Origin of the sequence: Pseudomonas sp. BN102, from assembly GCF_029871245.1 — a bacterium.
GTDB lineage: Bacteria > Pseudomonadota > Gammaproteobacteria > Pseudomonadales > Pseudomonadaceae > Metapseudomonas.
The window spans coordinates 85,387-104,976 of record NZ_SSON01000078.1; the positions used below are offsets into that span (position 1 = coordinate 85,387).

Sequence of the window (19,590 nt, forward strand, 5' to 3'; positions counted from 1 at the left end):
ACTAGACTGGTTCGACCGTAATCAGGGAGCACTCCATGTCCACCATCGAATGGGACGATTTCCAGCGCGTCGAACTGCGCGTCGGCACCATCCTTTCCGCCGCCCCCAACGCCAAGGCGATCAAGCCGGCCTATGTGCTGGAAGTGGACCTGGGCGAGTTCGGGGTGAAGACATCCAGCGCCCAGATCACCGCCCACTACGAGGCTGGAGAGCTGGTGGGCCGGCAGGTGCTCTGCGTCTGCAACTTCGCGCCCAAGCGCATTGCCGGGATACGTTCGGAAGTGCTGGTCACCGGCATCCATGACGATGAAAACAAGGTGGTCCTGGCATGCTTCGACAAACCGCTGCCCAATGGGGCCCGCCTGGCATGAAGGAACGCAACGCGCTGCTGGCCATCCACCTGGGAGCCCTGCTGTTCGGGCTTTCGGGCATCTTCGGCAAGCTCGCCGACAGCGCCCCCATGATCATCACCTTCGGCCGCGGGCTGTTTGCGGTGATCGCCCTGGCGCTGTTCGCCCAACTGATCACCCGCGGCAAGACGCGCAACCCCGACCTGCGCCAACTGGCCCTGCTCGGGCTCGGCGGCCTGCTGCTGGGCACCCACTGGATCACCTTCTTCCATGCGGTGAATGTGGCCGGCGTCGCCATCGCCACCCTCGGCTTCGCCAGTTTCCCGGCCTTCACCCTGCTGCTGGAAGGCGTGCTGTTCCGCGAACGCATCCGCGCCCAGGAAATCCTCATCGTGGGACTGGTGAGCCTGGGCCTGCTGCTGGTGACGCCCAGCTTCGAATGGGCCAGCGAGGCCACCCAGGGGCTGCTCTCGGCCGTCCTTTCCGGCCTGCTGTTCTCCTTGCTGTCGCTGCTCAACCGCGCCAGCGTGCGTGGCCTGGACCCGGTCAAGGCCGCGCTCTGCCAGAACCTGACCATAGTGCTCTGCCTCACGCCGTTCAGCTGGCCGCTGCTGGCGGAGGTCAAGGCCATGGACTGGCTGTGGATCGCCCTGCTCGGGGTGTTCTGCACCGGCCTCGCCCACAGCCTGTTCGTCGCCAGCCTCAAGGTGCTGAAGGCGCGGACCACCGCGGTAATCTTCGCCCTGGAACCGGTCTACGGCATCGCCTTCGCCTGGTGGCTGTTCGACGAGCAACCCGGCCTGCGCATGCTGGCGGGCGGCGCGCTGATCATCTTCGCCATCGCCCTGTCCGCTCGCAAAGGCGCACCCCCCGAAGCCAAGCCGGCACCTTGTGGGGGCGAATTCATTCGCCAAGGGCCGCGCAGCGGCCCCTGACGGCTGATGGGTATCGCTCCGCTCGCGGAACGCCGCCCGACCCATCCTACCGGGGCAGCTCAGCAAGTGTTCTGCCGGGAGACAGGGGCGGCGGGCCTTTGCCCCGGGGCAATCGAGGGCAGCTCAGGAGCGGTCGTTGTGGCCCAGGTCCCGCGCCGGGTCGATCTGGTCGCGCACCCGCTGCTTCAGCACCTTGGCCTCGGGGAAACCGCCATCGGCCTTGCGCTCCCAGATCTGTACGCCGTCGCAGGTGATGCGGAACACGCCGCCGGTGCCCGGCTCCAGGCTCACCTTGCCGAGGTCGTCGCTGAAAGTGCTGAGCAGTTCCTGGGCCAGCCAGGCGGCGCGCAGCAGCCATTGGCACTGGGTGCAGTAGGTGATGACGATTTCGGGCTTGGCTGACGACATGGCTGGGCTCGGCGAGGAGATAGGCGCCCTATAATAGCCGGCTTCGGACCTCCGCCTGACCAGGGATGCGTTATGCGCCGCCTTCTGCTTTGCCTGCTGTTCCTCCCCCTCCTCTGCCTGGCCCAGCCCGAACCCCGGATCGGCCTGGTGCTGTCCGGCGGCGCCGCCCGCGGCCTGGCGCATATCGGTGTGCTCAAGGCGCTGGAAGAACAGGGCATCAAGGTCGACGCCATCGCCGGCACCAGCATGGGCGCGGTGATCGGCGGGCTCTTTGCTGCGGGCTACCAGGTCGACGAGTTGGAGAAACTGGCCATCCACCTGGATTGGCAGAAGGCCCTGTCCGACGACCCGCCACGGCAGGACGTGCCCTTCCGCCGCAAGCAGGACGACCGCGACTTCCTGGTCAAGCAGCGCCTGAGCTTTCGCGACGATGGCAGCCTCGGTCTGCCCCTGGGCGTAATCCAGGGCCAGAACCTCGCCCTGCTGCTGGAAAGCTTGCTGGTGCACACCAGCGATACCCGCGACTTCGACCAGTTGGCCATTCCCTTTCGCGCCGTGGCCACCGATATCGCCACCGGCGAGAAGGTGGTGTTCCGCCGCGGCCACCTGCCCCAGGCGATCCGCGCCAGCATGTCGATACCCGCAGTGTTCGCTCCGGTGGAAGTGAACGGCCGGTTGCTGGTGGACGGCGGCATGGTGGACAACATCCCGGTGGACGTGGCCCGCGAGATGGGCGTCGACCGCGTGATAGTGGTGGACATCGGCACACCGCTGCGCCCGCGCAAGGAACTGGGCACGGTGGTGGACGTGCTCAACCAGTCGGTGACCCTGATGACCCGCAGCAACTCCGAGGTCCAGTTGGCCACCCTGGAACCCACCGACGTGCTGATCCAGCCACCGCTGGCGGGCTTCGGCGCCACCGACTTTGGCCGCGCCCGCGACATGATCGAAGCCGGCTACCGCGCCACCCGTATCCTCGAAGGCCGCCTGGGCGAACTGCGCCCGCTGGCCGCCAACCGCGACCAGGCCCTGGACAGCGCGCGCCTGCCCAGCGAACGCACGCCGGTGATCCGCAGCATCCTGATCGAGAACGACTCGAAGATCGGCGACGCCGTGATCCGCCGCTATATCCGCCAGCCCCTGGGCCAGCCGCTGGACCTGGAACGCCTGCAACGCGACATGAGCACCCTCTACGGCCTGGACTACTTCGAGCACGTGCGTTACCGGGTGGTCAAGCGCAAGGACGGCAACGCCCTGGTGATCAACGCCCGCGGCAAGCGCGCCGGCACCGACTACCTGCGCCTGGGCCTGAACCTCTCCGACGACATGCGTGGCGACAGTGCCTTCAACCTCGGCGCCAGCTACCGCAAGAACGGCATCAACGAGCTGGGCGCCGAATGGCTGACGCGCCTGCAGCTGGGTGACCACCAGGAGCTCTACAGCGAGTTCTACCAGCCCCTGGACGCCGGCTCGCGCTACTTCGTCGCCCCTTACCTGTTCGGCGAAGCGCAGAACGTCGAGGCCATCCTCGACAACGACCCCATCGCCGAGTACCGCCTGGAGCGCTATGGCTACGGACTCAACCTCGGCCGGCAGATCGCCAACAATGGCGAGATTCGCTTCGGCGTGGGCCAGGCGTGGGGCGAGGCCGATGTGCGGGTGGGCGAGCGCGACCTGCCCAGCTTCAGCTTCAGCGAGGGCTACTACGAGCTGAAGTACTCCTTCGACACCCTGGACAACGTGGACTACCCCCACGAGGGCGAGGACATCGGCCTGACGCTGCGCCAGTACGACCCCGACCTGGGCTCGGACGAGCGCTATCGGCAGTGGCAGCTGAGCCTGGACAAGGCCATGGGCTCGGGCCCGGATACCTTCGTACTCGGCGGCCGCTACGGGCGCACCCTGGACGATGCCGAGGTGGTCACCTCCAGCTTCCTGCTGGGCGGCGCGCGCCAACTCTCGGGCTTCCGCGAGGACTCCATCTCCGGACAGAACATCAGCCTGGGGCGGATGGTCTACTACCGGCGCATGACCCGTCGCTCCTTCCTGCCGCTGGATTTCCCGGTCTACCTCGGCGGCAGCCTGGAACGCGGCCGGGCCTGGAACAACGACAACAGCTTCGACAGCGGCTACATCAACGCCGCCAGCGTCTTCATCAGCTTCGATACGCCGCTGGGGCCGCTGGACTTCAGCTTCGGCCTCAATGACGAGGCAGAGAAGGCGCTCTACCTGAACCTCGGGCGGGTGTTCTGACGATGTGCAGACCCCGACCATGTTCGATGGGTTTCGCAAGCTCTACCCATCCTACGGGTGGAGCGGCGTTCCGCGAGCGGAGCGAAACCCATCAGCCATGCGAACCAGGTGGGAATAACCAAATGACTTTTCAGTATTAAAAAGACATATGTCATTCCGCTATAGTCGGGCGCTCACACTGCCCAGAAGGAACGCCCTGTGAAACGACTGTTCTCCGCCTCCCTCCTCGCCGCCGGCCTGGCCCTCGCCGGCGCCGCCCAGGCCGCGCCCACCCTGCTGAATGTCTCCTACGACGTGATGCGCGACTTCTACAAGGATTACAACGCGGCCTTCCAGAAGCACTGGCAGGCGGAAAAAGGCGAGAACATCACCCTGCAGATGTCCCATGGCGGCTCCAGCAAGCAGGCCCGCGCGGTGATCGATGGCCTGCCCGCCGACGTCATCACCATGAACCAGGCCACCGACATCAACGCCCTGGCCGACAACGGCGGCCTGGTACCGCAGGACTGGGCCAGCCGTCTGCCAAACAACAGCGCACCCTTCACCTCGGCCACCGTATTCATCGTGCGCAAGGGCAACCCCAAGGGCCTGAAGGACTGGCCGGACCTGCTCAAGGACGGCGTGCAGGTCGTGGTGCCCAACCCCAAAACGTCCGGCAACGGCCGCTACACCTATCTCTCCGCGTGGGGCTACGTACTGAAGAATGGCGGTGACGAGAACAAGGCCAGGGACTTCGTCGGCAAGCTGTTCAAGCAGGCGCCGGTGCTGGATACCGGCGGCCGCGCCGCCACCACCACCTTTATCCAGAACCAGATCGGCGACGTGCTGGTGACCTTCGAGAACGAGGCCGAGATGATCGCCCGCGAGTTCGGCCGTGGCGGCTTCGAGGTGGTCTACCCCAGTGTGTCCGCCGAGGCCGAGCCGCCGGTGGCGGTGGTCGACAAGGTGGTGGACAGGAAAGGCACCCGCGCCGCCGCCGAGGCGTACCTCAAGTACCTGTGGAGCGACGAGGGCCAGACCATCGCCGCCAACAACTACCTGCGCCCGCGCAACCCGGCCATCCTCGCCAAGTTCGCCGACCGCTTCCCCAAGGTGGAATTCCTTTCCGTGGAGAAGACCTTCGGCGACTGGCGTGACGTGCAGAAGACCCACTTCAACGACGGCGGCGTCTTCGACCAGGTCTATACCGCCCAGTGATCTCCCGCCTCCCTGCCCGCCTCGGCGGGCAGGACTTTCCGCCTCCACCCTGTCCCCCTGCAAGACTTCAGCATCCGCCGCCGGTAGCAGCCGTCCATCGGCCAAGCACAGAATGGGACGATAGTCACCATTTCTTCTTTTGACACTAATAATTATTTACAAATAAGATCGCCCGCCGTCGTCAGTCTGGCCGCCTGCACCAGTGCCGGCCAGGGATGAGCGATTTCATAGAACAAGAGACAGACCATGGAATTCTTTCACCTGATCACCGCGCTGCTGAAGCAGGAAGCGACATTCGACCTGATGCGGCTGGGGGTCCTGTACATGCACCTGATCGCCTGCTGCGTGGCGGTTGGCCTGGTGCTCACCAGCGACTTCGCCATGATCAGGCAGCTGTTGCAGGGCAACGATTCCGCCCATTGCGCAAAGCCCCATCTCGAGTCCCTGCAACGCACCATCTCGCTGGCCCTGCTGGTGCTCTGGATCACTGGCGCAGCCATCATCCTGCTGGACCTTTCCGTCAAGGGCTGGACCTACCTGCAGAATCCCAAGCTGCAGGCCAAGGTATTGATCGTGTCCCTGCTGACCATCAATGGCGTCCTGCTGCATCGGGTGGTCATGCCCGCGATGGTTCGCGCCGGAACCCTGCTCGGCCTCGAATCCGGCTTGCGCACGCTGGCGCTATTCACTGGCACGGTATCGGCCGTTTCCTGGTTCTATGCCGCCCTGCTGGGGGTTGGACGGCCATTGGCATGGAAGTACAGCCTCGCCGAACTGATGCTCGCCTATCCGCTGCTGATCATCGGCGGCTACCTGGCCATGCAGCTGCTGATAAGCCTGGCGCACAAGCGCAGCAAGACGGCCGCTTCCGCCACCACCCTGCCCGACCAGCAATGACCGCGGCGCCGAGGCTGCCTACCTGAAGGTCTCAGCCCAGTCGGCGAACTGCATGCACTGGCCGAAGCTCAGCACATCGGGGGTATCGGCCAGGCAATCGACCGCGGTCCGGGAATTTTCGCTGGCGAGGTACTCGTTGAGGCACTCCCGCTCATTGCGCTTCAGGCCCTTGTAGAAGTCGTCCATCCGGTACATGGCCTTGTCGAGCTGGTCCTGGGAGATCTTCTGCTTGCGCACCCCATCGCGGCCGAGCTTCTGAGTCTCGTTGATCAGCGACGGCATGCGGGCGATGGCGGTGGAGCACTGCATCCTGCCCTTCTCCTGCAGCTCGTTGGGACTGGCTCGATGCTCCAGGGTTGTGGCCTGTGCCCCGGCGGACGGCTCGTTCGGTCTTCTCGGCGCCGCGTCAAGGCTATGCACTTGAAGGTCCGGGGATTCCACCTCCCGGCTCTGCGGCGGCGGGGTATCGGTGAAATGCAGCTTTCCGTCGGCATCGCGCCACTGGTAGACCTGGGCGGCAAGGGGTTGGACCAGCAGCAAGGCAAGGGTGGCAAGGGCGATACGGGGGGACATCCAGGACCTCCGAGATGGCTGAATGCCAGCACACTACAGAAGCTGTTTCCCGGGGGCAATGGCGGGAAATCGGGAATGTGAAAGGCGCACGCCCCCTCACCATTCCCCTGGTGGCGCCCCTCCCGGAGCACCTCTGGGCGCGAATTCATTCGCGAAGCGGGCCGCAGGCCCGCTCGCAAGGAACGGACTACTGGAAGTGCCTTCCCAGCCCGGCCGGCACACCGCTGGAATCGGTGGGTTGCCAGGGGCCATGGGGGCCGTTGGAGTAGCTCCAGCCATTGTCCCAGCGGTAGTAGACGCGCTCGCGGTAGAAGACATTGTGTTCAGCCTCGAGCACATAGACACCGAGGCCGGTATCCCAATAGCAGTTGCCTCCGGGCGGCGGGGCGAATCGCGGGTGCGCCTTCATCCGTGGCGCCTGCTTGGGCGGCTGGGGTTGTGCCGGCGGCATGGGGCGCTGCTGCGGCGGGGTCTGCACGGCCGGAGGCTGGCGGGAGGGCTCGTGGGGGGGTTCCCAGTCGGGCTCGGTCGGCTCGTGGTAAGGACCTTGGCCGGCGCAGCCGGCCAGGGTCAGGACGAGGCAGATCAGGGGCAGGCCGAAGCGGGTGCTCGGCGCTGCCGGGAGTGCGGTGTAGGTGGTCATTTCTTGTCCGGGCTGTCGATGGTCAGTCGTTGGGTATCCGACGTACCGGTAGACAGCGGCGAACTGCTTCCTATCCATTCACCCACAGTCGCATTGCCACTACGGGAGATCCGGGCGACCAGCTGCACCTGCGGGAAGTTGGAGAGCTTGAGCTGCGGCATCATCGCGTCCGCGTCGCTCAGGCTGACTTCCACCGGCAGGTCGGCCACCGTCATGCGCTTGACCGCCAGCGGCATGGGCGGGCCGGAGGTGGCGCGGGCGAAGATGAACACGCTATCGCCAGGCTGCACCTTGTCCTTCAGTGCCGCCGCCAGATCGACGCGAACCTTGAGCTGGGCACCGGTCGGGGTCGGAGCGGCAGCCGGCTCTTCGACGGCGACACCGCTTTCCTTGAGCTTCTCGCGGGCCTTGTCGATACCGCCCTGGAGGGCGCCACGGGACGGGTCGTCCGCCGGCAGCTGGGCAATCAGGCGTTCCCAGTATTTGATAGCGTCCTGGAAACGTCCTTCTTCGAAGCCGGCGATGCCCAGCAGGCCAAGGCTGGTGATTTCATTCGGGTCGGCCTTCAGGGCCTCCTCGGTCAGCGCCTTGACCTCCGGAGTCAGGCGTTTCTGGCTGGCGAAATAAAGCGCCTGGGCCCACTGGCCCAGCAGCTCGGGCTCACGCCCGCCACGCTTCACCGCCTGTTCGTAGGCGCGCGCGGCATCGGCGGCGCGGTCCTGGGCCATGTAGGTGCGGCCGAGGAAATACCAGCCCTTGGCCGATTCCGGCTGGGCCTCCACCACACGCTCCAGGCGCGAGGTCATTTCCTCGAGGCTGCGGGGCTGCTCGCGCAGCTCACGGGCCAGCTCAACCTTGTCGCTGGCGCCCCAGTGCAGGTAGAGGCCGAAGCCCAGCAGCGGCACGAGCACGGCAGCGGCCAGCGGCAGGGCCTTGCCCAGACGGGATGCACGGCCAATGTCGGCACCTTCGGTGTCGGCCAGCAGTTCACGGGCAGCCTCGGCGCGGCCGTCCTCGTAGTGCTCGGCGGTCAGGGTGCCAGCGGCGCGCTGGGATTCCAGCTCGTCCAGGCGTTCCTGGTAAAGGGCGACGTTGAGGGAAGTACGGTCTTCCTCGGTCTGGGCCTTGCGGCCGCGCAACACGGGAATCAGCAGGAAGGCCAGGGCGACCAGCAGGAGCAGGCCGGCGGCGAGCCAGAAATCGATCATGGGTCTTTCTTGTCCTGGTTCTCGGAGCTCAGCAGCGCATCGAGGCGCGCCTGCTCATCAGCGGAAAGCATTACCTGGCCGGGGCTATTCTCGACCCGGCGGCGACGCACGACGATGATGCCCAGCACCACCAGACCACCCACCAGCAGGCCGGCGGGGCCGTACCAGAGCAGCAGGGTGCGGGCATTGACCGGCGGCTTGTAGCGCACAAAGTCGCCGTAGCGCGCCACCAGGTAGTCGACTATCTCCTGGTTGCTCTTGCCCTCTTCCAGCATCCGGTGGATTTCCCGGCGCAGGTCGGTGGCAATGGGCGCGTTGGAGTCGGCGATGTTCTGATTCTGACACTTGGGGCAGCGCAGCTCTTCGGTGAGGGTACGGAAGCGCGCGCGCTCGGCCTCATCCTTGAACTCGTAGGTGTCGATGGCGGCACGGGCGCCGCCTGCCAGGGCCAGGCCCAGCAGGGCGACGGCGATCAGGCGCTTCATTTGCCCGCCTCGTCTTCCAGGGAATGGTAGAGCGGCGCCAGCTGCTCGCGCCAGACGACTTCGTCGATCACGCCGACGAACTTGTGGCGGATGATGCCGTCCTTGTCGATCAGGAAGGTTTCCGGGGCACCGTAGACGCCCAGGTCCAGGCCGAGGCTGCCCTGCTCGTCGCGGATGTCCAGCTGGTAGGGGTTGTGGAACTCCTTCAGCCATTTCAGCGCGGCGGCGTTGTCGTCCTTGTAGTTGACGCCGTAGATGGTCACGCCCATCTGCGCCAGCTTGTTCAGCACCGGGTGCTCGACGCGGCAGGACACGCACCAGGTGCCCCAGACGTTGACCAGCGCCGGCTTGCCCTTGAGGTCGGCCTCGGTGAGGGTGCGCTCGCCGGTGACGTTGGGCAGCGAGAAGGCCGGGAACGGCTTGCCGATCAGGGCTGAAGGCAACTCGGCCGGATTGAGGAACAGGCCGCGATAGAGGAATACCGCGATGGCGAGAAAGGCCAGCAGCGGCAGGACCAGGATCAGACGCTTCATGCTTGGGCTCCAGCCATGCCCAGCGCCTCGCGGACGCGGGTCTTCACTTTCACCCGGTAGCGCCGGTCGAAGGCCGCCAGCAGGCCGCCGAGGCCCATCAGCAGACCGCCCAGCCAGATCCAGCGGACGAAGGGTTTGACGTGTACGCGCACCGCCCAGGCGCCGGCGTCCAGGGGCTCACCGAGGGCGACATAGAGGTCGCGGGAGAAACCGGCGTCGATGCCGGCCTCGGTCATCACCGATTGCTGCACGGTGTAGAGGCGTTTCTCCGGGTGCAGCACGGAAATCTGCTTGTCGCCGTCGAAGACGATCACGCTGCCCTTGTCGGAGGTGAAGTTCGGGCCTTCATGGTGCGCCGCGCCTTCGAAGAGGAAGCGGTAGCCGCCCAGCTCCACCGACTCGCCCGGCGCCAGGCGCAGGTCACGCTCGGCGCTGTACTGGCTGGAAAGCACCACACCCAGGGCGCAGAGGGCGATGCCGGCATGGGCCAACTGCATGCCCCAGTAGCTGCGGGTCAGGCCAGCGGCACCCTTGAGCAGGCCCTTGTGGCGGGTCTTGTCGATAAGGTCGCGGACCCCGGCCAGCACCACCCAGGCGGCGAGGAAGCCCACGGCCAGCACGGCCCAGTGGAAGTCGCCGTAGATGAAGGCAGCCAGCACGCCGAACAGCAGGCCGCCGATCAACACCGGGCCGAGCATGCCCAGCAGCCACTTGAGCGGGGTGTCCTTCCAGCGCACCACCACGCCGACGGCGAGCACCAGCATGAGGATGCCCATCAGCGGCAGGAACAGGGCGTTGAAGTACGGTGGGCCCACCGACAGCTTGGCGCCGGTCAGGGCATCCAGCACCAGCGGATAGAGGGTGCCGAGGAGGATCATCGAGGCCACCACCACCAGCACCAGGTTGTTCACCAGCAGCAGGGTCTCGCGGGACCAGAGGGCGAAGCCCACCTGGCTCTTGACCACGGGTGCGCGCACTGCGAACAGGGCCAGGGAACCGCCCACCACCAGCAGCAGGAAGGCGAGGATGAACACGCCGCGCTCCGGGTCCGAGGCAAAGGCGTGGACCGAGGTCAGCACGCCGGAACGGACCAGGAAGGTGCCCAACAGACTCAGGGAGAAGGCGGCGATGGCCAGCAGCACGGTCCAGCTCTTGAACACGCCGCGCTTTTCGGTGACCGCGAGGGAGTGGATCAGCGCGGTGCCCACCAGCCAGGGCATGAAGGAGGCGTTTTCCACCGGGTCCCAGAACCACCAGCCGCCCCAGCCCAGTTCGTAGTAGGCCCACCAGGAGCCGAGCACGATGCCGATGCCGAGGAAGGCCCAGGCGATGATGGTCCAGGGCCGCGACCAGCGCGCCCAGGCGGCGTCCAGGCGACCGCCGAGCAAGGCGGCGATGGCGAAGGCGAAGGCCACCGAGAAGCCCACGTAACCCATGTAGAGCATCGGCGGGTGGACGATCAGGCCGAAGTCCTGAAGCAGCGGGTTGAGGTCGTTGCCATCGGCCGGCATGTTCGGCAGCAGGCGGTTGAACGGGTTGGAGGTGACGATGAGGAACAGCAGAAAGCCGATGCTGATCATCCCCATCACCGCCAGCACGCGGGCCAGCATCTGTTCCGGCAGCTGGCGGGAGAACACCGACACGGCGAAGGTCCAGCCACCGAGGATCAGCGCCCAGAGCAGCAGCGAACCCTCGTGGGCGCCCCAAACGGCGCTGAACTTGTAGTACCAGGGCAGCGCGCTGTTGGAGTTGCTGGCGACATACGCCACCGAGAAGTCATCCACCATGAAGGCGTAGGTCAGGCAACCGAAGGCGAACGCCAGGAAGGCGAACTGCCCCCAGGCGGCCGGCTGGGCCAGGCTCATCCATTGGCGGTCGCCGCGCCAGGCGCCGATCAGCGGCAGGGTCGCCTGCACCAGGGCCATGCACAGGGCGAGAATCAGGGCCAGGTGGCCAAGTTCGGGAATCATCGGTTCAACCCTCTTTCTTCGGGAGCTGGCCGCTTTCCTTGAGGGCCTTGGTCACCTCCGGCGGCATGTAGTTCTCGTCGTGCTTGGCCAGCACTTCGTCGGCCACCAGCACGCCATCGGCATTCAGCTTGCCGAGGGCGACAATGCCCTGCCCTTCGCGGAACAGGTCGGGGAGGATGCCGTGGTAGCGGATGGTCACGCTCTTGGCGAAGTCGGTGACCACGAACTGCACGTCCAGCGAGTCGCCGGAACGCTGTACCGAGCCTTTCTCCACCATGCCGCCGGCGCGGATGCGGGTGTCCTGCGGGGCCTCGCCATTGGCGATCTGGGTGGGGGTGTAGAACAGATTGATGTTCTGTTGCAGCGCAGACAGCGCCAGCGCCACGGCAATGCCCACCCCCGCCAGGATGGCGATGATGATGAACAGGCGCTTCTTGCGAACCGGATTCACTTCGACTCCTCCCGGCGCAAACGGCGCGCCTCGTCGTGCAGGTAACGCCGCCGAGCGATCAGTGGCATGGCGACGTTGATGGCCAGTACCACCAGGCTGACGCCGTAGGCGGTCCAGACATAAAGGCCATGGTCACCCATGGCGAGAAATTCGGTGAAGGAAGAAAAACTCATCAGACCTTACCCACTTGTGCCTGAATCTCGGCCTTGGCCCAGCTGCTGCGTGCCTCACGCTTGAGCACATCGAGGCGCATGCGCAGCAGTACCACGGTGGTGAAGAAGCAGTAGAAGCCGAGCACCATGATCAGCAGCGGCAGCCACATTTCCGGCGGCATGGCCGGCTTCTCGGTGATCTTGAAGGTGGCCGGCTGGTGCAGGGTGTTCCACCACTCCACCGAGTACTTGATGATCGGGATGTTGATCACCCCGACTATCGCCAGCACTGCACAGGCCTTGGCGGCGCTGTCACGATTGCTGATTGCCTGGCCGAGGGCAATGACACCGAAGTACAGGAAAAGGAGGATGAGCATCGACGTAAGGCGTGCATCCCAGACCCACCAGGCGCCCCAGGTTGGCTTGCCCCAGATGGCGCCGGTAAGCAGCGCGACGAAGGTCATCCAGGCGCCGATGGGAGCGGCGGCCTGCAGGGCAACGTCGGCCAGCTTCATCTTCCACACCAGGCCGACTACGCCGCAGACCGCCAGCATGATGTAGCAGGACTGGGCGAGAAAGGCGGCCGGCACATGGATATAGATGATGCGGAAGCTGTTGCCCTGCTGGTAGTCCGGCGGCGCGATGGCCAGGCCCCAGACCAGGCCCACGGTGATCAGGGCCGCCGCGCCCCAGGCGAACCAGGGCAACCAGCGGCCGCTGATCTCGTAGAACCACTTCGGTGAGCCGAGTTTGTGAAACCAAGTCCAGTTCATCAGGCAACTCTATTTTTTATTCGCCGACGCTGATGGTCAGGCCGGCGGCTATGGCAAAGGGTGTCAGGGTCACCGCCAGGGCGGTAAGGCTGGCCAGCCACAACAGGTGGCCGACCGCCGGCATTCCTTGCAGGGCCGCTTGCAACGCCCCGCTGCCGAGGATCAGCACGGGGATGTACAGCGGCAGGATCAGCAGCGCCAGTAGCAGGCCGCCGCGCTTGAGTCCCACGGTCAGCGCGGCGCCCACCGCACCCAGCAGGCTGAGCACCGGGGTGCCCAGCAGCAGCGAAAGCAGCAGCACCGGCAGGCAGCGCGCCGGCAGGCCGAGCATCAGCGCCAGCAGCGGCGCCAGCAGCACCAGGGCCAATCCGGAAAACAGCCAGTGTGCCAGCACCTTGGCCAGTACCAGAAGCGGCAGGGGGTGCGGCGAAACGACCCACTGTTCGAGCGATCCGTCCTCGAAATCACTGCGGAAAAGCCCGTCCAGCGAGAGCAGCACGGCCAACAGGGCCGCCACCCAGACCAGGCCGGGGGAAAGGCTTTGCAACAATTGGGTCTCGGGTCCCACGGCCAGCGGGAACAATGCGATCACTATGGCGAAGAACACCAGGGGATTGGCCAATTCCGCCGGACGGCGTACCAGCAGGCGAGCTTCACGGGCGACCAGCAGGGTAAAGACATTGCTCATGCGCGGCGCTGCCCCAGGTCAAGTTCGCAGTAGCCGGCGGGCACCAGGCCCATGCTGTGGTGGGTGGTGAAGACCACCAGGCCGCCCTGCTCGCAATGCCGCGCCAGATGCGCCTCGAGCTGGGTGACGCCCTGCTTGTCGAGGGCGGTGAAGGGCTCGTCGAGGATCCACAGCGGCGGCGCGTCCAGGTACAGGCGTGCCAGGGCGACGCGGCGTTGCTGGCCGGCCGACAGGGTATGGCAGGGTACATCCTCGAAACCACGCAAGCCCACCGCGTCCAGGGCCTGCCAGATGGCCTCGCGGCCGGCTGGCTGGTGCAAGGCGCAAAGCCAGCGCAGGTTCTCCTCTGCGGTCAGCAGGCCCTTGATGCCGGCGGCATGGCCGATCCACAAGAGGTTGCGCGCCAGCTCGCCGCGCTGGCTGGCCAGCGGCTTGCCATTCAGGCGCACTTCTCCGGCGGTGGGCTGCATCAGGCCGCAGAGCAGGCGCAGCAGGCTGGTCTTGCCGCTGCCGTTGGGGCCGGCGACCTGGAGCATCTCGCCCCGGGCCAGTTGCAGGTCCAGCCGTTCGAACAGCAGGCGCCAGTCCCGCTCGCAGGCGAGGGCCACGGTCTCTAGGTAGGGACTGGTCACGGCATGGATACCCGGGAAGCATTCAAGTCAGGGAGGTGCCGGCCGCTATACTGGTGAGCGCCAAGGCTCGTGGCCGGCCCGGACGGGGCGGCATTATACATGCCAACCCTGGCCCCCGAAGCGAGCTTTTTCGACAGGTTGTAACCCCTTGATGACCGAAATCAGCGGTACTCGCCCTCTCCCGCCCAGCCAGCCGCTCGCCCGCCCCGCGCAGAACGCCGCGGATCTGGCGCTCCGGCTTTTGCAGCCGCTGGACGGCCTGCTGGCCGCCGGGGAGAGCGCCGAGGCCGAAGTCATCGCCCTCAAGGAAACCGCCCAGAGCTTCCAGGTGCTGCTGAAGCTGACCCTGGGCAATGGCAGCCAGGCCACCCTGGAGGTCATCAGCCCGCGGCCTCTGGCCGAGGGCAGCCAGCTGAACGTCACCGCGCTCTCGGACACCCGCCTGGCCATGGTCCTCAAAGTCGCTGAAGCGGCCCTCGGCAGCCTCGACCTGGAGCTACTGCCGCTGGGCAGCCTGGTCCAGGGCAAGGTGGTATCCAGCGAACTGGCTGCCCAGGGCAAGGCCCAGGCAGCGGTCTACAAGGTACTGGTCAATCTGCTCAACACACCGCTCGCCGGCCGCCAGTTGAGCATCGAGAGCCCGCGGCCACTGGCCGTCGGCAGCCTCCTCAGCGCCCAGGTCCAGGGCAGCCAGATGCTGCAGTTCCTGCCCCTGGCCGCGCAGCTGAACCAGCTCGAACTCACCCAGCAGTTGGCCGGCCAGCAGAGCCGCCAGGGCTCCCTCGAGGGCCTGCACCGTGCCCTACAGGCCATAGGCCGGGACAAACTTCCGGACAACCTGCACGGCGCCGTGGACCGACTGCTCGGCGCCCTGCCCGACATCCGCCAGCTCGGCGACCCAAAGCTGCTGGCCCAGGCCCTGGAGAACAGCGGCGCGCTGCTGGAGTCGCGCCTGCTCGCCGGCCAGGCCGGCGCTCTGCCCCAGGACCTCAAGGCCAACCTGCTGCGCCTGATCGGCCAACTGCTGCCGGCCCTGCCGACACCCTCCAGCCTGCCGACCACCGGCACCAGCAATGCGATGGCCCAGGCCCTGCCGGCCTTCATCCGCAATGCCCTCAGCGCCCTTGGCCAGGCCAATGCCCGCCAGCAGGCCCTGAGTTTTCCCCTGCCGTCGCGGCTGGCCCAGACCGCCGAAGACGAAGGCGACCTGGAAACCCTGCTCAAGCTGGCCGCCGCCGCCGTCTCGCGGCTGCAGACCCACCAGTTGTCCAGCTTGGCCCAGACCCAGGTGACACCCGAAGGCAACCTGCTGACCACCTGGCAGCTGGAAGTGCCGATGCGCAATCAGCAGGAACTGGTCCCACTGCAGATCAAGCTGCAGCAGGAGCAGGACTCCCGGCAGGAAAAGGGCGAGCGCAAGGAAAGCCTCTGGCGCGTCGAACTGGCCTTCGATCTGGATCCCCTGGGCCCGCTGCAGGTCCAGGCGCAACTGGTCCAGGGCAGCTTGTCGAGCCAGCTCTGGGCCGAGCGCCCCGCCACCGCCAGCCTGATCGACCATGAACTACCGCACCTGCGCGAGCGCCTGCTGGCCGCCGGCCTCGATGTGGGCGAACTGGCCTGCCGCCAGGGCAAGCCGCCCCAGGGACAACGTACGACCCTCGAGCAACGCTGGGTGGATGAAACCGCATGATTCCAACTCCGTTGCATGCGTCCAGCTTTGTCGGCTGCGCTCACAGCTCCTCACCGTACTATTCGTACTGTCTCGTCGCTGCTCACCTGCGTTCGCGCTGCGCTTTTGCAAGGAACCCGGAATGAGCCAGAAGAAGCCGCGCCAGGCCATCGCTCTCTCCTACGACGGCGTCAGCGCCCCCAACCTGACGGCCAAGGGCGACGACGAACTGGCCGAAGCCATTCTCGCCATCGCTCGCGAGTACGAAGTGCCCATCTACGAGAATGCCGATCTGGTGCGCCTGCTGGCGCGGCTGGAACTGGGCGACGCGATTCCCGAGGCGCTCTACCGCACCATCGCCGAGATCATCGCCTTCGCCTGGTACCTCAAGGGCAAGTGCCCGGCCGGTTTCGATCAGGAAGCTGCAAACGCCCAACGCGACATCAGTCCGCCGATGGAGCGCCTGACGGATCCGGCTGGGTGAACACCAGACGCTCGCCCGCCAGGCCTTTTCCCTGCGGGAAGTCCTGCAGCTGCCAGGCGAAATACCCCTCGCGGAAATAGAACACCTGGCGGTACCCCCAGCTCACCGCCAACCTCACCGCCTCGGCGCCATGGGGGCAGACCTCGCTGTCGCAGTAGATCACCAGCGGCACCTGGCGCGGCCATTGCGGCTGGGCGAGGTCGCCGAAGCGGCTCAGCAGGTCCAGGTGAAGGGCACCGTGGACATGGCCCCAGGCCCATTCGCGGGTGGGCCGGACATCGATGAAGATCGCCCCTCGCTCGTACAGATAACGCGCCTGCAGCACATTGACCGTCATCGCGCCCTCCACCTCCATGGGAGCCTCCTGGGCCTCGAGCAGGGGTACCAGGCAGAACAGAAGCAGTGGAAGCAGACGCATGACCGGACCTCCCCGGAGAGAAGCCCCGGAATTTCAGCTTAGGCCAGCCCGGCCGGCGCGGATTGGAACTCTTGGCGCCGCTCGACAAGGGGCTAATAGCTCCCGGCTCTAAGCCGCCCACCGCACATCGCGACCAGGCTGGAACCCCCGTACCACGCGGCCTGCAGGCGATGAGCGGTGTTTTACAGGCGCTTTGGCCGACCCATACTCTCTGGCGTCATGGGTTGCTCGCCGTACATGACCCCAACCGAAACAAGGAGACAAGTTCAAGGGCGACGTACCAAACCACTGCAGTAGCTCGCGCGGATTTTGGATACACGGGCAGGGTGCGCCCCCTTGTTGAATAGGAGTGTTCAACGTGTCCAACTTGCCTGAAAATTCGCAAATCCCTCCCATGCCCGACCTGCTCCTTCCCAGCCAGGAAGACGGTCCAACACCCGCTCCGATCGCCCTCAATCCCAACCTGCCCCAGCCCCTCCCGGGGAAAATAATCCTGCCACCATTGCGTAGCGTGCGTGCCGGGTGCTGGCTGCTGAACTACAAACCCAGCGGCGCGTCCCTGGTGTCCTACGACGGGACCCTGCGGGTGGAGAGCCACAGCGATGGACGCACCGCCAGCGGCGACCTCTACCAGCGACCGGTGATCTTCCTGCCCATCCCGATCCCCACGCCCTTCCCGGTCCTCCAGGGCCAGCCCCGCATCAGCCAGGACCTGCCACTCAAGCCGATCCTCCTCGCTGGCCCCAACCCGGCTTCCGGCATCCCGATCCTCGCGCGCTCGCGCTATCGCTATTACATCCGCGTCACCGCCCTGCCGGAGTACTTCTACCTGGGCAACAGCTTCGGCCTGACCTTCCAGCTCTACCGCTTCACCGCGCCCAATAGCTGGGCCCTGGAGTCCACTCTCACCGCGCAGATGGTGCGCATGACGGCGCCGGCGGGCTATCCCTCGCCGGCTGACTACGCCGAAGGCGATGTGAAGAACGCTGCCAACACCGTGGTCGGACGCCTGACCATGGGCTGGCTGTCCAGTTACTTCCGCCGCTGCACCATCGAGATCGACACGGTATCCGGCTCCGAACGCCCCACCAACAGCGGCGCCGGCCATACCTGGGCGACCGTGATGGACGCCATAGGCTTCCAGACCACGGTGAACCTCAGCGACACCAATGTGGCCGAGCCCACTGGCAACTCCTGGTCCGACGGCGAGATGCACCTGGCGATGCTGACGCGGCGCGCGGCGGTCAACCTCGACAGCGAATGGCGGTACCACATCCTGGCGGTGAAGAACATCGATTCCACGCCACGCGGAATCATGTACGACGCCGGCGGCACGGACTCCAACAAAGTGCCCCGTGAAGGTGTCGGCATCGCCTCCCACTGGATCATCGACCCGGGCTGGGGCACGGTCAGCGGCCAGCGCTTCGGCACGGCGGCGGCGCCCTACTTCCGTACCGCGGTGCATGAGCTGGGCCACGCCATGGGGCTGTACCACAACTTCGCCGACCACGGCTTCATGTGCACCAGCGATGTCATCGCCGCGGCCGGCACCCCGGCCACGCCCTTCCCCAGCAACATCCAGTGGTCCTTCCACCCCGATAACCTCAAGCAGCTGCGCCACTACCCCGACGTCTTCGTGCGCCCTGGCTCGGTGGCCTTCGGCGGCGCTTCGACCAGCACGCCGAACATCACCCCGACCGACCTGGAAGCCGAAGTCTATGGCCTGGCCGTGGAGGTCAGCCCGCTGCTGGGCGAAGTGCCCCTGGGTGCGCCGGTGCGGGTGGACGTGGCCCTGGTAAACCAGGGCGACCAACCGGTGAGCGTGCCGGCGACCCTGAGCCTGAAGAGCGACTTCGTCAGCGGTTTCGTGGTCGATCCCGCAGGCACGCGACGCAGCTTCCGCACCGTCGTTCACTGTATCGAGGACCGCCCCTTCCGGGTGCTGCAGCCGGGCGAGCGGCTGGAGAGCTCCATGACCCTGTTGCGCGGTGCCGAAGGGGCGTTGTTCGGCGTTCCCGGTATCCATGAAGTGCGGGTCGAGGTGCACTGGGAGATCGACGGCATGGTCGCCCATCTGGCCGGCAGCTCCACCGTCATGGTGACGGCCGCGGTCGACGCCCGGCATGCAGAGGCCGCGCACAAGGTGCTGGCGACACCCGACCTGCACCTGGTGCTGGCACTTGGTGGCGACCACCTCAGCGAAGGCCTGGAGGCCCTGGAGGCGGCCCTCGACTCGGCGGTGCTCAAGCCGCACTTCGCAGCCATCGCGGCGAAACGGCTGGCGCGCCGCTTCATCAAGCGCCGGCCCGACGCCAAGGCGGCCTCGGCACTGCTCGACCAGGACACCGTGATGAGCGACACCGAGCGCGACAAACTGGCCCGGCTCATCGAGGATGCCGGCGGTGCGGCGTCCAAGGACCTGGCCAAGGCGCTCAAGGGCAAGGCGAAGTCCGCCCCCCTGGAACGTGCCAAGTAGCCAGTTGAGGAACGGAGCGGCGCGGTGGCTCAGGCCATCGCGCCGCCCTTGTCGAATCAGGAGATTGCAGCATGGCGGCACTGGACATGGGACTGGTGGGCGAGTGGCACCGCAGCACGGAGCAGCTCTGTGCGGCCGGCTATGCCATGCACCTGCGCTTCGAACCCAACGGGCTCTACTTCGGCCGCAGCGAACCTCCCGGCACCTTCACCTGGTGGGACGGCGGCACCTGGGAGGTCAAGGCTCCCGGCCAGCTCGCGCTGTCGACCGCCAATGACGCGGTGGTCTCCTACGACTATGTGCTCGACGCCCGCACCCTTACCTTCATCGACGCCTCGGGTTGCCGGTTCGCCTATCGCCGTGACGACTGAACCCCGGGCCTGAACCATTGCCAG

Annotated in this window: 22 protein-coding genes; 9 read left to right on the forward strand and 13 right to left on the reverse strand. The window is 66.3% G+C overall.

The window, feature by feature from the left end; genetic code table 11:
* The first annotated feature begins 35 nt into the window (after window positions 1-35).
* Both E8F12_RS26410 and E8F12_RS26415 read left to right on the forward strand, forming a co-directional pair.
* Window positions 36-371 carry a tRNA-binding protein gene (locus E8F12_RS26410; RefSeq protein ID WP_280328178.1) on the forward strand — a complete coding sequence of 112 codons (336 nt, stop codon included), beginning with the start codon at window positions 36-38 and terminating at the stop codon, window positions 369-371.
* Window positions 368-1,285 (forward strand): DMT family transporter, encoded by a 918-nt coding sequence (locus E8F12_RS26415; RefSeq protein WP_280328179.1) that lies wholly within the window; start codon window positions 368-370, stop codon window positions 1,283-1,285. Before E8F12_RS26410 ends, E8F12_RS26415 begins: the two co-directional genes overlap by 4 nt.
* A gap of 123 nt (window positions 1,286-1,408) precedes the next feature.
* On the opposite strand, the gene E8F12_RS26420 is transcribed toward E8F12_RS26415, so the two are convergent.
* Window positions 1,409-1,693, reverse strand: a complete 285-nt coding sequence (locus E8F12_RS26420) for a SelT/SelW/SelH family protein (RefSeq protein WP_280328180.1) — start codon at window positions 1,691-1,693, stop codon at window positions 1,409-1,411.
* Window positions 1,694-1,765: 72 nt separating this feature from the next.
* On the opposite strand from E8F12_RS26420, the gene E8F12_RS26425 reads away from it, so the two are divergent.
* From E8F12_RS26425 to E8F12_RS26435, 3 genes are all read left to right on the forward strand, one after another.
* On the forward strand, window positions 1,766-3,946 hold the full coding sequence (locus tag E8F12_RS26425) for a patatin-like phospholipase family protein (protein ID WP_280328181.1): 2,181 nt from the start codon (window positions 1,766-1,768) through the stop codon (window positions 3,944-3,946).
* A 198-nt stretch (window positions 3,947-4,144) separates the two neighbouring features.
* Window positions 4,145-5,143, forward strand: coding sequence for a sulfate ABC transporter substrate-binding protein (locus tag E8F12_RS26430; protein WP_280328182.1), 999 nt, complete (start codon window positions 4,145-4,147; stop codon window positions 5,141-5,143).
* Window positions 5,144-5,389: 246 nt separating this feature from the next.
* The gene (locus tag E8F12_RS26435) at window positions 5,390-6,040 is read left to right on the forward strand and encodes a hypothetical protein (RefSeq protein ID WP_280328183.1); all 651 of its coding nucleotides are present in this window, start codon (window positions 5,390-5,392) and stop codon (window positions 6,038-6,040) included.
* 18 nt (window positions 6,041-6,058) lie between these two features.
* On the opposite strand, the gene E8F12_RS26440 is transcribed toward E8F12_RS26435, so the two are convergent.
* From E8F12_RS26440 to ccmA, 11 genes are all read right to left on the reverse strand, one after another.
* A complete protein-coding gene (locus E8F12_RS26440) occupies window positions 6,059-6,613 on the reverse strand; it encodes a DUF4124 domain-containing protein (RefSeq protein WP_280328184.1) in 555 nt (184 codons plus the stop codon).
* A gap of 187 nt (window positions 6,614-6,800) precedes the next feature.
* A complete protein-coding gene (locus E8F12_RS26445; protein ID WP_280328185.1) occupies window positions 6,801-7,256 on the reverse strand; it encodes a hypothetical protein in 456 nt (151 codons plus the stop codon).
* A complete protein-coding gene (gene ccmI, locus E8F12_RS26450) occupies window positions 7,253-8,464 on the reverse strand; it encodes a c-type cytochrome biogenesis protein CcmI (RefSeq protein ID WP_280328186.1) in 1,212 nt (403 codons plus the stop codon). The genes E8F12_RS26445 and ccmI overlap by 4 nt, the downstream gene beginning before the upstream one ends.
* Window positions 8,461-8,949, reverse strand: coding sequence for a cytochrome c-type biogenesis protein CcmH (locus tag E8F12_RS26455; protein ID WP_280328187.1), 489 nt, complete (start codon window positions 8,947-8,949; stop codon window positions 8,461-8,463). The genes ccmI and E8F12_RS26455 overlap by 4 nt, the downstream gene beginning before the upstream one ends.
* A complete protein-coding gene (locus tag E8F12_RS26460; RefSeq protein WP_280328188.1) occupies window positions 8,946-9,482 on the reverse strand; it encodes a DsbE family thiol:disulfide interchange protein in 537 nt (178 codons plus the stop codon). The genes E8F12_RS26455 and E8F12_RS26460 overlap by 4 nt, the downstream gene beginning before the upstream one ends.
* On the reverse strand, window positions 9,479-11,452 hold the full coding sequence (locus tag E8F12_RS26465) for a heme lyase CcmF/NrfE family subunit (RefSeq protein ID WP_280328189.1): 1,974 nt from the start codon (window positions 11,450-11,452) through the stop codon (window positions 9,479-9,481). The genes E8F12_RS26460 and E8F12_RS26465 overlap by 4 nt, the downstream gene beginning before the upstream one ends.
* A 4-nt stretch (window positions 11,453-11,456) precedes the next feature.
* Entirely contained in the window at window positions 11,457-11,903 is a 447-nt protein-coding gene (gene ccmE, locus E8F12_RS26470; protein WP_280291243.1) for a cytochrome c maturation protein CcmE, read from the reverse strand.
* Entirely contained in the window at window positions 11,900-12,076 is a 177-nt protein-coding gene (gene ccmD / locus E8F12_RS26475; RefSeq protein WP_280328190.1) for a heme exporter protein CcmD, read from the reverse strand. Before ccmD ends, ccmE begins: the two co-directional genes overlap by 4 nt.
* Window positions 12,076-12,831 carry a heme ABC transporter permease gene (locus tag E8F12_RS26480; protein WP_280328383.1) on the reverse strand — a complete coding sequence of 252 codons (756 nt, stop codon included), beginning with the start codon at window positions 12,829-12,831 and terminating at the stop codon, window positions 12,076-12,078. The genes ccmD and E8F12_RS26480 overlap by 1 nt, the downstream gene beginning before the upstream one ends.
* Window positions 12,832-12,844: 13 nt before the next feature.
* On the reverse strand, window positions 12,845-13,516 hold the full coding sequence (gene ccmB, locus E8F12_RS26485) for a heme exporter protein CcmB (RefSeq protein ID WP_280328191.1): 672 nt from the start codon (window positions 13,514-13,516) through the stop codon (window positions 12,845-12,847).
* Window positions 13,513-14,148: a cytochrome c biogenesis heme-transporting ATPase CcmA gene (gene ccmA, locus E8F12_RS26490; RefSeq protein WP_280328192.1), complete on the reverse strand. Its 636-nt coding sequence runs from the start codon at window positions 14,146-14,148 to the stop codon at window positions 13,513-13,515. Before ccmA ends, ccmB begins: the two co-directional genes overlap by 4 nt.
* 151 nt (window positions 14,149-14,299) lie before the next feature.
* Here ccmA and E8F12_RS26495 point away from each other — a divergent pair, with 151 nt between their 5' ends.
* Together E8F12_RS26495 and E8F12_RS26500 are read left to right on the forward strand one after the other, a co-directional pair.
* Entirely contained in the window at window positions 14,300-15,838 is a 1,539-nt protein-coding gene (locus E8F12_RS26495) for a flagellar hook-length control protein FliK (protein WP_280328193.1), read from the forward strand.
* Window positions 15,839-15,959: 121 nt separating this feature from the next.
* A complete protein-coding gene (locus E8F12_RS26500) occupies window positions 15,960-16,301 on the forward strand; it encodes an EscU/YscU/HrcU family type III secretion system export apparatus switch protein (RefSeq protein WP_280328194.1) in 342 nt (113 codons plus the stop codon).
* On the opposite strand, the gene E8F12_RS26505 is transcribed toward E8F12_RS26500, so the two are convergent.
* Window positions 16,261-16,719, reverse strand: a complete 459-nt coding sequence (locus E8F12_RS26505) for a rhodanese-like domain-containing protein (RefSeq protein ID WP_280328195.1) — start codon at window positions 16,717-16,719, stop codon at window positions 16,261-16,263. The genes E8F12_RS26500 and E8F12_RS26505 overlap by 41 nt on opposite strands.
* A 394-nt stretch (window positions 16,720-17,113) precedes the next feature.
* Here E8F12_RS26505 and E8F12_RS26510 point away from each other — a divergent pair, with 394 nt between their 5' ends.
* Complete coding sequence (locus E8F12_RS26510; RefSeq protein WP_280328196.1) at window positions 17,114-19,195, forward strand: hypothetical protein; 2,082 nt, start codon at window positions 17,114-17,116, stop codon at window positions 19,193-19,195.
* 71 nt (window positions 19,196-19,266) lie between these two features.
* Window positions 19,267-19,566: a hypothetical protein gene (locus E8F12_RS26515; protein ID WP_280328197.1), complete on the forward strand. Its 300-nt coding sequence runs from the start codon at window positions 19,267-19,269 to the stop codon at window positions 19,564-19,566.
* The last annotated feature ends 24 nt before the right edge of the window (window positions 19,567-19,590 follow it).

Coding starts and splice junctions, on each gene's coding strand:
- E8F12_RS26505 (WP_280328195.1), bottom strand. CDS start 16,719: ATGCGTCTGCTTCCACTGCTTCTGTTCTGCCTGGTACCCCTGCTCGAG.
- E8F12_RS26415 (WP_280328179.1), top strand. CDS start 368: ATGAAGGAACGCAACGCGCTGCTGGCCATCCACCTGGGAGCCCTGCTG.
- E8F12_RS26500 (WP_280328194.1), top strand. CDS start 15,960: ATGAGCCAGAAGAAGCCGCGCCAGGCCATCGCTCTCTCCTACGACGGC.
- ccmI (WP_280328186.1), bottom strand. CDS start 8,464: ATGATCGATTTCTGGCTCGCCGCCGGCCTGCTCCTGCTGGTCGCCCTG.
- E8F12_RS26410 (WP_280328178.1), top strand. CDS start 36: ATGTCCACCATCGAATGGGACGATTTCCAGCGCGTCGAACTGCGCGTC.
- E8F12_RS26420 (WP_280328180.1), bottom strand. CDS start 1,693: ATGTCGTCAGCCAAGCCCGAAATCGTCATCACCTACTGCACCCAGTGC.
- E8F12_RS26435 (WP_280328183.1), top strand. CDS start 5,390: ATGGAATTCTTTCACCTGATCACCGCGCTGCTGAAGCAGGAAGCGACA.
- ccmB (WP_280328191.1), bottom strand. CDS start 13,516: ATGAGCAATGTCTTTACCCTGCTGGTCGCCCGTGAAGCTCGCCTGCTG.
- E8F12_RS26425 (WP_280328181.1), top strand. CDS start 1,766: ATGCGCCGCCTTCTGCTTTGCCTGCTGTTCCTCCCCCTCCTCTGCCTG.
- E8F12_RS26465 (WP_280328189.1), bottom strand. CDS start 11,452: ATGATTCCCGAACTTGGCCACCTGGCCCTGATTCTCGCCCTGTGCATG.
- E8F12_RS26440 (WP_280328184.1), bottom strand. CDS start 6,613: ATGTCCCCCCGTATCGCCCTTGCCACCCTTGCCTTGCTGCTGGTCCAA.
- E8F12_RS26515 (WP_280328197.1), top strand. CDS start 19,267: ATGGCGGCACTGGACATGGGACTGGTGGGCGAGTGGCACCGCAGCACG.
- E8F12_RS26445 (WP_280328185.1), bottom strand. CDS start 7,256: ATGACCACCTACACCGCACTCCCGGCAGCGCCGAGCACCCGCTTCGGC.
- E8F12_RS26455 (WP_280328187.1), bottom strand. CDS start 8,949: ATGAAGCGCCTGATCGCCGTCGCCCTGCTGGGCCTGGCCCTGGCAGGC.
- E8F12_RS26460 (WP_280328188.1), bottom strand. CDS start 9,482: ATGAAGCGTCTGATCCTGGTCCTGCCGCTGCTGGCCTTTCTCGCCATC.
- E8F12_RS26510 (WP_280328196.1), top strand. CDS start 17,114: ATGCCCGACCTGCTCCTTCCCAGCCAGGAAGACGGTCCAACACCCGCT.
- E8F12_RS26495 (WP_280328193.1), top strand. CDS start 14,300: ATGACCGAAATCAGCGGTACTCGCCCTCTCCCGCCCAGCCAGCCGCTC.
- ccmD (WP_280328190.1), bottom strand. CDS start 12,076: ATGAGTTTTTCTTCCTTCACCGAATTTCTCGCCATGGGTGACCATGGC.